Consider the following 13,857-nt stretch of genomic DNA (forward strand, 5'->3'; position numbering starts at 1 on the left):
GATCGGGACGCGCGCGACCGTCGATCGGTCAACATATCGACACGCCGACCCGCGAAAACCACGTTCAGTCCGCGGCGCAGGTTTAAGTACGAACTCGGCTATACTGGGTGACAGACCGATCGATGGCTCCGTCACCGGCCTCCCTCCAGGGGACCTGCAAACTCCGCGCCGAACCGGCACCCAGCGACGAGCTTTTCGACTGGATCGCCGGCGAGTACGCCGCCCTCGCGGCCGAGTACGGCCCGCGGAACGTGCTGGTGTTGAAACGCCATCCCGCCGGCCTCGAGCGCCTCGCGGACGCGCTGGCCGACGCCGGAACGACGGAGGGCACGCCTCAATCCCCGCGCGTCGAGTCGCTGCCCGAGCACGCCTCGAAGGTCCTCGAGGCGCTGGACCCGACGCTCGACCGACTCGAGTACGAGGAGCGCATCGAGCTAATCTCGCTGGTGATCGACGGTGCCAGCCGCGAGGTGCCGCCGTACCTCGAGCGCGCCGCCGACCACGAGAGCTTCGCCCGCGACGTCGGGCAACTGCTGCTCGAGGCGACCCGCCAGCGGCTGCGCCTCGCGGACGTCGAGGGCGAGGACCCCCACGACTGTCTGGCCTTTCTGTACGCGATGAACGACCGGTTCCACGCCGAACTCGAGGACCGGGGCTACGTCGAACGGGCGGACGTGATCCCCCGAACCGTCGACGCGCTCGAGGCGAACACCGAGGACCTGCGGACGCGGATCGGCGAGTCGATCGACGCCGTCCTCGCCGTCGAGTTCGAGGAGTACCGACGGCTCGACCGGCGCTACCTCGCGGCGCTGACCGCCGACGCGGACCTCGTCTGTCTCGGCGAGCGCCACGCCAGCGTCGAACGCACCCGCATCGAGTCCGGCTCGATCGAGGATCACGTCGGCGACGGGCTGGAAATCGAGATCCTCGAATCGGACGAGAACGGAAGCGAGACCGCGGCGTCACCGCACCGCTCCGTAACGCGATTGTTGGCGACGGGCGAAACGCCGCGAACGGCCGGCGGTGCACTGCGGACGACCGGCGGGGCGCCCCGGGCGATCGATGGGCCATCGACGATCGGAGGATCGACCGCCGGGTACGCCCGCCGAATCCGCACCCGGACCGCCAGGGAACAGGTCCGGGCCGTCGCCACCGAGATCCAGGCGCTCCGGGATCGGAACGACTGGAGCTACGACGCCGTCGCCGTCGCCGTCCCCCGGATCGAGCGGGTTCCCGAAACCAGAACGCAACTCCGCGAGGCCGGGATCCCGACGGCGACGATCGGCACGCCGTCGCTGGCCGAGGATCCGGCCGTCAACGAACTCTACGCGTTCGTGACGCTGCAGTGCGCACGCGATCGCGACGGCGACGACCGGATCGACGCCGCGCTCGCCGGCGACCGCGGCTCTCCGGACCGCGACCCTGACGACCCGGAGACGGTCGCCCTCGAGCGGCTTCGGGCCCGCGTCGACGACTTCTCGCCGGACCTGCTGGCCGACTGCGCCGGCGCGAGCGTCTCGCGGTCGCTCGAGCGGTGGCTCCGACGGACGGATCTGAAGGGGCGGATCGCCCGCGAGGAGGACTGGATCGACGCCCGCGAGGGGTACGCGGGGGTTCGTCGGGTCCTCGAGATCGCCCGGTTCGTCGAGGAGACCGACCTCGTGGGCCCGGACTGGGGCGGGTTGCGCCGGATGCTCCGGCGGACGATCCAGTACGACGCGCCGTACGTCCACGCGGTCGAGACCCAGCCGCCGACCGGCGGCGTGACGGTCTGCGCCGTCGACGATCTCAAGTACGACTCGCGGGAGGCCGTCTTCCTGCTGGACCTGATCGACGACACTTATCCAGGTGAACAGTTCCTCACGCAACTGTTCCCGACGGCGTGGCTCCGCGAGATGGACAGCTACCCGGCCGTCACGGACCCAAGCGTCGAGGACGTGACGGCGACGTTCGCTACCGTCGACGGCGACGGCGTCGGCGATCCGTTCGAGACCTATCACGCCCAGCGCTCCCGTCGGTGCCTCGCGCTCGGGGCCCGCGCCGCGCGGAGCCGCCTCTACTGCTGTTCGTACGAACGCGGCGCCGGCGGCCTGCGGCGGACCTACGACGAGTCGCGCTACCTGCAGGAACTCGAGGCGACGCCCGGGCTCGAACTCCGGGCCGTCGACGCCGACACGGACGCGGCGATCCACGGCGAGTCCAACGCCCTCGAGGCGCTGCTCGCCCAGCCCCGCGGGGAACTCGAGCGCATCCTCCGGGAGGCCAGCACCGGCGGCGAGGCCGACCTCGGCGCGACCGAGGAACTGTTCGAGGAGATCGCGGTCGTGCTCGCCGAGGGCGACGTCGACGACGAACTCGCCGAGGCGGTCCGCTCGCAGTTCGAGTTCGCCGCGGGCGAGGTGATCCGCGATGACTGACGGCGCTCGGCCGAACGCGGACCCGGGCTCGGAATCGGATCCGAATCCCGTTCCCGACGCGCTCTCCACCGACGCCGTCGCGACCGCCCTCCACTGTCCTCGCCGGTACGAGTTCGCCCACGCGTACGATCTCGAGGGCGACGGCGACGAGTCGTCGATCGACGACCGCGTCGACCTCCTGCGGACCGCGATCTGCGACGCGCTGCGACGCGGCGAGGCCGATCGAGAGTCCCTCCTCGAGGCCGCCCGCAACCGACTCGAGGCGCTCTGGGACGACCACGACGAGCGGTTCCACTCGCTGGCTCAGCGCCGACACGAACGGCGGGTACTCGAGGCGACCCTCGAGGCCTACGTCGAGGCGGTCGGCACCGAGCACGCCGCCGGCATCGAGGCGCTCGCGGCCGACGCGGCGGGCGGCGAGCTGATCGGTCCGAACCTGCCGCTCTCGAGTACGATATCGCTGCCCGAGCGAGACGGGGACGACGACGGGACCGCCGATACGGGGGCGATCCCCGACAGCGTCGCGATCGACGCGACCGTCGACTACGTCTACGCGGACGGCTCGTCGGTCGTCGGCGTTCGCTTCGTCCCGACGCTGGCGCCGCTGGGACTGCTGCGCTACCGCTCCGAGTGGGCGGGCGATATCGCCGGCCAGTTCACGGACCACTTCGACCCCGACGCGGACGCCTTCGAGCCGTCGTTCGTCGCCGCGCTCTTCGAAACGGCGACGGTCCTCGACGGCCTCCGGAACCGCTGTGCCCGGCTCGGCCTCGAGGACCGGACCTGCCGGTACGTCCAGATCCCGCTGGCGGACCGGTCGACGACTGCCGTCAATTGGGTCCGCGAGACCGTCGAGACGAGCCTCGAGACGATGGATCTGACCGACCGCTACATCGATCACCACACCTACGGCATGACCCACGAACACCGCAATCGGACGGTCGACGATCGCCTCGCACGCGTCGTCGCCGACCTCGTCGCCGGCGCGTTCGATCCGACCGACACCGGCCGCTGGGACGAGATCTCGAGCGAGGCCTGTCCCGACTGCGACTACACGGTCTGCTGTCAGGACTACATCGCCGCGGAGGTGCGGTTCGATGGCTGAGGACGAGGACGCGCGCGGACCGCGTTCGGACGCCGAGGAGACCGCGGGTTCGAGCGTCGCCGATGCTCTGGGCGCCCTCGAGCCGAAGGGGAATCAGCGAAAGGTCATCGAGAGCCGGGCGGACTGCACCTCCGTCGACGCCGGCGCCGGCACCGGGAAGACGACGACGATGCTCATGCGGATCGAGCGGGCGATCGAGCGCGGCGAGGTCGATCCCGACGACGTGCTGGTGTTGACCTTCGCCAACGAGGCCGCCGGGAGCATCCGCGAGGCGGTCGCCGAGCGCCTCGATCCCGCGGCCGCGGCGGCGATCGACGTCTACACCTACCACTCCTTCTGTTACCGACTGGTCCGGGAGTACGCCTACTACCTGGGCTACTCGCCGGAGTTCGACGTCGTCACCGAGCGCAAGCGACGCCGGATCGTCGGCCGACTGCTCGCGACCAACGACTACGGCTTCGCGACCGCGACGCGGGGCGACGGCTCGCCCGACGACCTCACCGCCGCCGTCGACGACTTCATCCAGTCGATGAGCCAGGAGGACGTCACGCCCGACGAACTCCGGGAGCGGCTCCCCGAGGTCCGCACCCTCGAGCTCTGCAACGAGTTCGTCCTCTGGCTCGAGCGGACCGCCGGCCAGGAACTCTCCTTCGACAACGAGGCGCTTCGCTACTTCAACGCCGACGACCACCTCGAGGAGTCCCGCTCGTCGCTGGTCGAGTACGGCAAGCTGCTGGAGTACTGCCGCGAGAAGATCGCCGAGGCGCCGGAACCGTTCCGCGAGGACGCCGTCGTTCGCGACATCGATCGCTACCTTCGGGTCGTGCAGAACACCGTGACGAACACGATCGAAGCGCTCTCGCTCGAGGATCGGACGACCAAACAGCTGCCGCGGGCGCTGTTCGGCAACGAGATCTGGCGGACCGCGACCGAGCGCGTCGAGCAGAGCCCGTTCGGCCGGCTGAAACACTACGTCGAATTCCTGCGGCTGGCCCGCCACTACGCCGAGGTCTACGCAGACTACCACGACGCCCTCGCTGCGGAGGGCGCGCTGGACTTCGACGAACTGGTCCGGACGGCCACCGGACTGCTGGACGATCCGGCGATCGCCGACGAGATCACCGGCGAGTGGACGCAGGTCTACTGCGACGAGTTCCAGGACACCGACGAGACTCAGTTCGGGCTCATCACCGAACTCACGGACGGACCTGACCGACCCGACCTGCTCGCGATCGGCGACAAGGACCAGGCGATCTACGGCTGGCGCGGCACCGACCGGGAGGGGCTCGACCGGCTCGCCGACGCCTACGACGACCACCGTGGGATCGAACTCGAGCTCAACTTCCGGTCGCGCCAGGAGATCCTCGATCTCACCAACCACTGCGACTACGGGCCCCAGTCCTCGAAACGGCTCCGCGAGGTCGGGCGGGCCCCCGGTGAGTACCGAACGGAGGGCGACGCGACGGCAGGTCACGAAACCGGTAGTAAACCCGGCGAAGACCGCCCGGATCGCGTCGTCAAGATCGAAAGCGGCGAGCTCGGCCCGTCGCCGGCGGATCAGGTCGCGACCACCGTCTCGCGGCTGCTGAACGGCGAAGCCGAAAACGTTCCCCGGCGCTCGCTCGCGGACATCGCGGTCATCGTCCGGACGAATCGCCACGCACAGGCCGTCGCCGACGAGCTCCGGGAGCGACGGATCCCCTACGAGCTCTCCGGCTCGCCGCGCGGCGAGATCGACCCCGGGATCCGGACGCTCGTCTCGTATTTCCGGGTCCTCGTCGATCCCGACGCCGACGCGCACCTCCGGCGCGTGCTGCTCTACCGGTACCGGCTCTCCGAGGCCGACCTCGCGACGCTGCAGCGCGCGGACGGCTCGCTGTACGACGCCGTGATGGGAATCGATTCGACCGAGAAAGTCGAGTCCGCGGCGCTCGAGGATCCCGATCGCGTCCGGCGAGCGCGCGACCACCTCGCGGAACTCGAGGACGTGCGGGACGTCTACCCGCTGTCGGGGTTCGTCCAGCGGTTCCGCGAGGTGACTCACCTCGAGTGGTTCCTCACCGGCGACGAGCGCGAGGAACTCGAGCGCATCGAGCGGTTCGTCGACGCCTACACCGGCGACTCGGTGATCGGGACGCTGACGCCGTCGTTCGTCGACGCGCTCGAACGAACCCTCCAGGGCGGGAGCGGTGAGCGAACGCGTGGCACCCAGTCCTCGGACTCGGTCGACGTGATGACCGTCCACCAGGCGAAGGGCCTCGAGTTCGACACCGTCCTCGTCCCGTACCTCTCCGACGAGGAGTGGTGCGTCGAGCGCGACTACGCGCAACGCGCGCGGTACCGGCTGCTCGCGGCGACGCTCGACGACGAGGTCGAGTCGCCGCTGCTGGCCGACCTCGCGACCGAGACCGTCGGCGAGGAGTGGCGCGTGCTCCACGTCGCGCTCACCCGGGCCGAGAACCACCTGTTCGTCTTCGGGAGCGAGTACGACTACGACGGCGACGAGGACGAACTCGGCTGTGCGACCGCCGACGCCTGCCTCTCCGACGACATCGAGTGGTCGGTCGCCGGCGAGCGGATGGAGCTGTGGTCGTCGCTCCGCGCGAGCTTCGAGCGGGTGCGTGAGACCTATCCCGAGACCGTCGTCGACCGAACCGACGAACTCGCGGCCGCGGCCAGCGTCGATCCGGGGACGATCACCTACTACGCCGGCTACGACGACCGGTACGTCGAACCCCTCGAGACGCGGGACGCGATTCGGACGGTCCACCGACTGGGGCGGCTGCTCCGCGGGGAAACGCTGTTGGCGGCCGCCGACGCGGCGAGTCACGGACTCGAGACCGCCGGGAGCGATTGGTGTGACGGAAACAGTGCGGCCGGCCAGACCGGTGCGAACGGCGAGGCGGATCCGGGTCGGCAGGTCCCGACCGGTCGCCGGCTCTCCGCGCTGACGACCGACACCGTTCGGTTCCCCGTCGAAACGCTCGCGAACGCGACGACGCTGCCGGTCGCGCTCCGCCACAGCTACACCGCGCTCGAGACCCACGACACCTGTCCGCGAAAGCACTACCTCGATCACGTCGTGCGGGCGTTCGACGATCCGACGGCGGGCGTCGACGGAACGACGACTCGGCCGGAGACGCACACGTCGACGACGGACGCGGCGGAGACGGACGCAGCGACGGCGGATCACCCGCTCGAGTCCGGCTCCCGGCTCGTCGGCACCGTCTTCCACGACGTCGCGGAGGAGGCGTTCTACCGCGAGTACCGGACCCGCGAGGCGTGGCGCGAGGCCGCCGTCCGCCAGCTCACCGCGCGGGACTTACTCGAGTACCGCGAGGGCGTCCTGGACTGTATCGATCGCTTCTTCGAGGCCGCCGCGGCCGACTACGACGCGCCGGTCGCCGACTGGGAGCCGGTGGCCGCGGAGTTGCCCTTCTCGCTCGAGGCGGTCACCGACGTGACCGGCGACGTCGTGGGCTATATCGACTCGATTCGGCGGACGCCCGACGGCGAGCTGGCGGTGCTCGACTACAAGGCGACGGCCGAGCGGATCGCACCGGCCGACGCCACGCAGCTGGCGCTGTACGCCCGCGCCTGCGAACAGCGGTTCGACGAGCCGGTGTCGGCGGTCGGCTACGTCTACGTGAGCGAGGCCGCCGGGCCGCGCGTCGACCTGCTCGACGCGGACGAGCTTCCCCCGTGGCCGGCCGTTCGCGAGCGGCTCGCGGCGGTCGACGATCCCTCCTTCGAGGAGACGACGCCGGGCGACCACTGCCGGCACTGTCCCCACCGATCGCTCGGCTGCGGGCCCGACGACCTCGAGACCTCGAGCGACGACTGACTGCGGAGGGCGATCGACTCTATTGGGATTCTCTGATTCGGCGGCGATCGACTCGAACTGAGCGACGGGATTGGTAGCCGGCGCCGACCCGCGACGCGGTCACAGCGACATGAGGACGACCGCGAGCACGGCGAAGGCGATCCCCAGCCCCTTCCTGACCGTCAGAGACTCCTCGAGGACGACGATCCCGATGACGGAACTGATCGCGATGAACAGGCCGTAGATCGGAACGACGACGCTCACCGGACCGAGCGCGAGCGCCCGGTAGTAGGCCAGCAGGCCGACGGCGAGGAACGCGCCCCAGACCGCGATGTAGGGCGCTTTCGGGTGTGAGAGGTACCGCCACGGCGACGTTCCCCGGTAGGCCATCAGCGCGCCGATCAGCACGGTCATGAGTCCGTTCGACAGGAAGACCGCGGTCGTGCTCGGGATCGACTCCATCGCGATCTTCAGCAGGGGCGCGACCAGACTGTACGTCGCGAACGCCAGCAGGGACAGGACGAGGTAGTTGCGCTTCACTGCTCACCACCCGCGCTACAGACGATCGCGAGGACCGCGCAGCCGATGCCGGCCGCTCGAGTCAGCGTCAGCGTCTCGTCGAGAAACAGGATGCCGATGACCGAACTGCCGACGATAAAGAGTCCGTAAATCGGAACGACGACGCTCACCGGGCCGGCCTCGAGCGCGGCCGTGTACGCCAGGATGCCGACCGTCAGGAAGACGCCGCCGGCGTAGACGTAGCCCGCGCCGGCCGAGGTCGCGAGGGACGGATCGGCGGTGCCCGTGGCGACCATCACGACGGTCGCGATCGCGAGGAAGACGAGCGTCGCGAGAAACAGCCCCGGCGCCGCCGGGACGTCCTCCGTGACGTAACTCGTCAGCGGCGCGACCGCGGAGTACGCCAGGAGCGCGACGAGAACCCACACCAGATACTCCATACGGATGCTCGGGGGGAGACACCTTAACGGCTGTCGAAGGCGGCGAGGATTCCCGGGAAGATGACAACGGATGAATGCGATCGCGTGGCATAGTACGCGTCCGCCAACGGGCGGAGCATCGGACGGCGGGCCCGTTCGCTCGAGTGCGGGCGCTTTATCCCGACCGGGTCGAACGATGCCGTATGACCGAGACGACGCTGTGTTTTCCGCTGCGGAGCCGCGACGTCGACGGCGGTGCGGCGGGCGACGGCGAACCGACCGGGACCGACGAGGTGCTCCTGATCGAGAAACGCCGGGGGCTCGGCGCGGGCTGGTACAACGGCCCCGGCGGCAAACTCGAGGCCGGCGAGACGCCCCGCGAGTGTGCGGTCCGCGAGACCCGCGAGGAAGTCGGCCTCGAGGTCGATCCCGCGGCCCTCGAGAAGGCGGGCGAACTCGAGTTCGTGCTCGACGGGACGGAACACACGTTCTGTCACGTCTATCGGACGCGATCGTTCGCCGGCGAGCCGACCGCCAGCGAGGAGGCCCGGCCGGAGTGGATCCCCGTCGGCGAGGTGCCCTACGACCGGATGTGGGACGACGACTACCTCTGGCTGCCGGGCGTCCTCGAGGGGCGGACGGTCGCCGGCGAGTTCCGGTTCGAGGGTGGCACGCCGCTCGACGAAGCCGACTTCGTCGATCACGACCTCGAGTGGGACGTCGACCTCGAGGCGAATTCCGACGACCGAAACCCGTGACTCGACGGCCGGCGTCCGTGGCCGGTCGATCGTCGCTCCGACCGGATTCTCCCCTCGAAATGATATCGAACCAGTCTTTCTCGGAAAACTGTACTTCTACCAGAGGTGGGCTGTAATCACTACGGACGATACGGACCCCGACTTGAGTACCGCCTGATTACTCTTCTATCCGCTCGTGGACGGTCGACCCGAGAATATGACCGAGACGACGCCTCGGCGGACGTTCGTCGCAGCGGTTGTCGGCACCGTGGGCGCGCTCGCGGGCTGTCTGGGCGAGACCCACGAGGACAGCGAGGAGAGCACCGAGAACGGAATCTTCCGAGACACCGACTCGAGCCAGTCCGCTGACGGAAGCGACGCGAACGAGGCGACGGACGACGGGGACGATGATGGCTCCGACGAGAGCGATGACGGCGAGGACGGGAGCGATGACGGCGGAGAGACGGACGGCGCGGACGGGGACGACGGCCCCGACGAAGCGACCGAATCGGAGAGCGACGGCGGTGCGGATGAAGACGACGCTGACGACGGATCGGACGAGGATGACGGCGAGGCGGACGAAGAGGGAGACGACGATGAGGGAGACGATAGCAGTGCGGACGAAGACGAGAACGATACCAGCGAGGACGATTCGGACGAAGACGGTGGCGAAGAGACGAACGCTGAAGACGACGACGGCGATGGCGGGAGCGGTTCGGAAGACGACGACGGGAGCGACGGTGATGGCGAGAGCGGTTCGGAAGACGACGGGGGCGACGGCGAGACGAGCGACGACACTGACGCGGAGCCCACGGACGACGGCGGATCATCGGACGAGGAGACGGATGACGGAGACGGATCGTCTGACGACGACGGGTCGTCCGAAACGGACGATGGAGACGGATCATCTGACGATGGGGACGACACAGATGAAGGGGACGGCACAGACGATGGAGACAGCACAGACGATGGGGAGAATACGGACGACGAAACCGACGACGGAGAAGACTCGAACGACTCCGGGTAGTCAGCACGTCACCCCGGTGCGATCGGCGTTTACGGCTTCAGCACGACTTTCCCGGAACTCTTGCGGTCCTCGATGTACTGGTGGGCCTCGGCGGCGTCCTCGAGCGCGAACGACTCGCCGAGGATCACCTCGAGGTCGCCGCTGGTCAACCCCTCGGTGAGATCGGGAACGGCCGCCATGACCGTACTCGGGTCGTGAACGGAGGCCTGACCGAGGTGGAATCCTTTGACCGTCTTGTTCTCGAAGAGCAGGCGTCGGTTCTGGACCTCGGCGGGGACGCCGCTGGCGACGCCGAAGGTGACCATCCGGCCGAAGTGGGCCATCGCGTCGAGGCTGCGCTCGAAGACGTCGTCGCCGACGCTCTCGAGGACGAGGTCGACGCCCTCGCCGTCCGTTTCGTCGTCGACGACGTCGCGGAAGTCCGTCTCCGTGTAGTTGATCGGGTGGTCACAGCCCAGGTCGGCGGCGAGATCCAGCTTCTCCCGGGTGCTCGCGGTTCCGAAGACCTCCGCGCCGTGGTTCGAGGCGAGTTGCACGGCGGCCGTCCCGACCCCGCCCGCGGCGGCCTGGATCAGGACCGATTCGTCCTCCTCGAGGCCGCCCCACTCGAACAGACAGCAGTGAGCGGTGAGAAACTGGACGGGGAAGCCGGCGGCCTCCTCGAGGCTCATCCCCTCCGGAACGGGGAAGAGCATCTGCGCGTTCGCGACCGCGTACTCGGCGTAGCCGCCGGTGTTCAGCATCGCGACGACGCGATCGCCCTCGGAGACGTCGTCGACGCCCTCGCCGACCGCGTCGACCGTCCCCGCGGCCTCCATCCCGGGGACGTAGGGCGCGTCGGGACCGTCCGGATAGACCCCGCGGCGCTGCATGATGTCCGCGAAGTTGATCCCCGCCGCCTCGACCTCGATGCGGACCTCGCCCGCGTTCGGCTCCGGCAGGTCTGCGTCGACGACCTCGAGCGCGTCGCTGTCGCCGTACTCGGTGACTTCGATCGCTTTCATACCGAATGCGTGTACCGGCGTCGCACACATAACGCTGTCAGAACCGGACGAAACCGAGGGAGCGTTCATCGTCGTCGAGCGGGAAACGAACCGAGACGGTTGCGACTGCCACGAGCGGGTTCAACTGGGCAGCCGTCCTACGACGGCCATGTCGACCGTCGGCTCCGTCGTCGCTCTCGCGAGGGATCGGAATCTCACGTTTCTGGCCGCGGGGATCGCCTACTACGCGTTCGTCTCGACGATACCGTTGCTGCTGCTCGCCGTGACGATCGCCTCGTTCGTCGGGGGACAAGCGCTGGCCGATCGCGTGGCCAGCATGCTCAGTCAGCAACTGTCGTCTTCGGGACAGCAGATGGTGTCGCGGGCGCTGACCGACCCGTCCGGCCGGGCGGCCGCGTCCGTGGTCGGGTTCCTCGCGCTGGCGTGGAGCGCCCTGAAGCTCTTTCGCGGTCTCGACCAGGCGTTCGACGAGGTGTACGCGGGCGCGGTCGACGCGTCGCTCCTGGGCCAGATCCGGGACGCCATCGTCGTCCTCGTCGGGATCGCACTCGCCGTCGCGCTCGTCGTCGCCGTCGGCGTTGCGCTCTCGATACTGCGCCTGCAATTCCCGTTCGCCAACGCGGTCGGAACGCTCGTACTGATCGTCGTACTGACGATCGCGTTTCTGCCGATATACTACGTGCTTCCGCCGGTGAGCGTCTCGATATCGGAAGTGTTCCCGGGCACAATCATCGCCGCGATCGGCTGGGTACTCCTGCAGGTCGGGTTCCGGATCTACGCGGCCAACGCCGGCCAATACGCGGCCTACGGCGTGATCGGCGCCGTCCTGCTCTTCGTCACGTGGCTCTACTTCGGCGGCGTCGTGATACTGCTTGGCGCGGCGGTAAACGCCGTCCGCCGGGGAGCGACGGCGGAGACGAGGTAGGTTCGAGACCGCCGCCGGAAACTCGCGCTCCGTCTCGGATTCGAGCGCCACCGAGCGTCCGGCCTTCGCATGGTTTAAGACCGCGCTGACTGGATGACGTACCAATGAGCGACGAGAGCCAGGAACTCGGAATCACCGAGTCGAAATCGCACAAACCCGGCGAGTGGTACGCCGAAGTCGTCCAGAAGGCCAACCTCGCGGACTACGCGCCGATGGGCGGATTCATCGTCACCAAGCCCCGCGGCTACGCGCTGTGGGAGGGTATTCAGAACGCGCTCGACGGCTGGTTCAAGGAGACCGGCGTCGACAACGTCTACTTCCCGCTGTTTATCCCCGAGTCCTTCCTTGAGCGCGAGAAGGACGTCGTCGAGGGGTTCGACCCCGAGGTCGCCTGGGTGACCCAGGGCGGCCACGAGGAACTCGAGGAGCGGCTGGCGGTCCGGCCGACCAGCGAGTCGATCATCGCGCCCTTCATGGCCGACTGGACGCGCAGCCACCGCGACCTGCCGCTGCGCCTGAACCAGTGGTGTTCGGTCGTCCGGTGGGAGGCCACCGAGACCAAGCCCTTCTTCCGGACGAAGGAGTTCATGTGGCAGGAAGGCCACACCGCCCACGCCTCTGACGAGGGCGCCTGGGACGAGGTCTGGACCCGACTGGGCCAGTACGAACGCCTCTACGAGGACGTGCTCGCGATCCCGGTGCTGCGCGGAAAGAAGCCCGAGCACGACAAGTTCCCCGGCGCGGACACGACGACGACCGTCGAGGCCCTGATGCCCGACGGGAAGTCCGTCCAGGGCGGCACCAGCCACAACCTCGGCCAGAGCTTCGCCGAGGCGTTCGACATCACCTTCGCCGACGAGGACGAGGAAGAACGGACGGCCTACACCACCTCGTGGGGCGTCTCCTGGCGCGCGATCGGGGCGCTCATCATGACCCACTCCGACGACCAGGGGCTCGTGCTCCCGCCGACGATCGCGCCCACGCAGGTCGCCATCGTCCCCATCTGGCAGGAGGACACCAAAGAAGACGTCCTCGAGTACTCCGAGAACATCGCCGACGACCTCGAGGACGCCGGCTTCCGCGTCGAACTCGACGACCGCGACGAGCGCAATCCCGGCTTCAAGTTCAACGAGCACGAGCTCAACGGCGTGCCGCTGCGACTCGAGATCGGCCCCTACGAGGTCGAAGACGAGGAGGTCACGATGGTCCACCGGCCGGACAACGAGGAGTCCGTCGAGGACCGCGACGAAATCGTCGAGAGCGTCGACGAGCACCTCGACGAGATCTACGACAAGCTCTACGAGACGGCCGAGGAGAACCTAGAAGAGAACATCCGCGAGGCCCACAGCCCCGAGGAGATCCTCGGAACGATCGGCAAACACGGCGGCTACGTGAAGACGCCGTGGTGCGGCGACGAGGCCTGCGAGGAGGCCATCAAGGAGAAGATCGCCGCCGAGATCGTCATGCAACCGCTCGAAGACGCGGGCGGGCAGTCGAGCGGCGAGGTGCCCGAACCCGAGCACGACGAGTGCGGCGTCTGCGGCGACCCCGCCGACGAGATCGCCTACTTCGCGAAGTCGTACTGATCGCCGGTCAGGTCGTTTCGCCGTCCGCTTCGGGCTGTTACTCACGTTTCTCTCGGACGAGATACTCTCGTCGACTCGAGGCAGCACTCGGTTCTCGATCCGCAGTCGGCGCAAGTGGGTTCGGTAGCGGGACTGCCGCGAATAGCGAACCGGTATAGCCACCCGAACCTAACTCTTTAACCGAATCTTCCTTACGGAAAGAGTGTGTACGAAGGGATGTGGTGTTCACTCTGGTGGGTGAGCACTACGTGCCTCTGACACTGCTGCCCTGCCCGGGCAGCGATCCTTTCCCGCT

The 13,857-nt window shown here is 68.4% G+C and carries 10 protein-coding genes; 7 read left to right on the top strand and 3 right to left on the bottom strand.

The window, feature by feature from the left end; genetic code table 11:
• The first annotated feature begins 122 nt into the window (after positions 1–122).
• From HTZ84_RS20535 to HTZ84_RS20545, 3 genes are read left to right on the top strand one after another with little or no spacing between them, the layout of a single operon-like run.
• The gene (locus tag HTZ84_RS20535; protein WP_174682369.1) at positions 123–2,417 is read left to right on the top strand and encodes a hypothetical protein; all 2,295 of its coding nucleotides are present in this window, start codon (positions 123–125) and stop codon (positions 2,415–2,417) included.
• Entirely contained in the window at positions 2,410–3,522 is a 1,113-nt protein-coding gene (locus tag HTZ84_RS20540; RefSeq protein ID WP_174682370.1) for a PD-(D/E)XK nuclease family protein, read from the top strand. Before HTZ84_RS20535 ends, HTZ84_RS20540 begins: the two co-directional genes overlap by 8 nt.
• On the top strand, positions 3,515–7,366 hold the full coding sequence (locus HTZ84_RS20545) for an ATP-dependent DNA helicase (RefSeq protein WP_174682371.1): 3,852 nt from the start codon (positions 3,515–3,517) through the stop codon (positions 7,364–7,366). The genes HTZ84_RS20540 and HTZ84_RS20545 overlap by 8 nt, the downstream gene beginning before the upstream one ends.
• 99 nt (positions 7,367–7,465) lie before the next feature.
• Here HTZ84_RS20545 and HTZ84_RS20550 read toward each other — a convergent pair whose 3' ends face one another.
• A complete protein-coding gene (locus HTZ84_RS20550) occupies positions 7,466–7,885 on the bottom strand; it encodes an EamA family transporter (protein WP_174682372.1) in 420 nt (139 codons plus the stop codon).
• A complete protein-coding gene (locus tag HTZ84_RS20555) occupies positions 7,882–8,304 on the bottom strand; it encodes an EamA family transporter (protein ID WP_174682373.1) in 423 nt (140 codons plus the stop codon). Before HTZ84_RS20555 ends, HTZ84_RS20550 begins: the two co-directional genes overlap by 4 nt.
• Before the next feature lie 182 nt (positions 8,305–8,486).
• On the opposite strand from HTZ84_RS20555, the gene HTZ84_RS20560 reads away from it, so the two are divergent.
• Entirely contained in the window at positions 8,487–9,041 is a 555-nt protein-coding gene (locus HTZ84_RS20560; RefSeq protein ID WP_174682374.1) for an 8-oxo-dGTP diphosphatase, read from the top strand.
• Positions 9,042–9,237: 196 nt separating this feature from the next.
• A complete protein-coding gene (locus HTZ84_RS20565) occupies positions 9,238–10,047 on the top strand; it encodes a hypothetical protein (protein WP_174682375.1) in 810 nt (269 codons plus the stop codon).
• 29 nt (positions 10,048–10,076) lie between these two features.
• Here HTZ84_RS20565 and HTZ84_RS20570 read toward each other — a convergent pair whose 3' ends face one another.
• Positions 10,077–11,051: a quinone oxidoreductase family protein gene (locus tag HTZ84_RS20570; RefSeq protein WP_174682376.1), complete on the bottom strand. Its 975-nt coding sequence runs from the start codon at positions 11,049–11,051 to the stop codon at positions 10,077–10,079.
• 148 nt (positions 11,052–11,199) lie between these two features.
• On the opposite strand from HTZ84_RS20570, the gene HTZ84_RS20575 reads away from it, so the two are divergent.
• Positions 11,200–11,976, top strand: a complete 777-nt coding sequence (locus HTZ84_RS20575) for a YihY/virulence factor BrkB family protein (RefSeq protein ID WP_174682377.1) — start codon at positions 11,200–11,202, stop codon at positions 11,974–11,976.
• Positions 11,977–12,080: 104 nt separating this feature from the next.
• A complete protein-coding gene (proS, locus tag HTZ84_RS20580; protein ID WP_174682378.1) occupies positions 12,081–13,562 on the top strand; it encodes a proline--tRNA ligase in 1,482 nt (493 codons plus the stop codon).
• Positions 13,563–13,857 lie beyond the last annotated feature (295 nt).

Origin of the sequence: Haloterrigena gelatinilytica (assembly GCF_013342145.1) — an archaeon.
Taxonomy (GTDB): Archaea; Halobacteriota; Halobacteria; order Halobacteriales; family Natrialbaceae; genus Haloterrigena; species Haloterrigena gelatinilytica.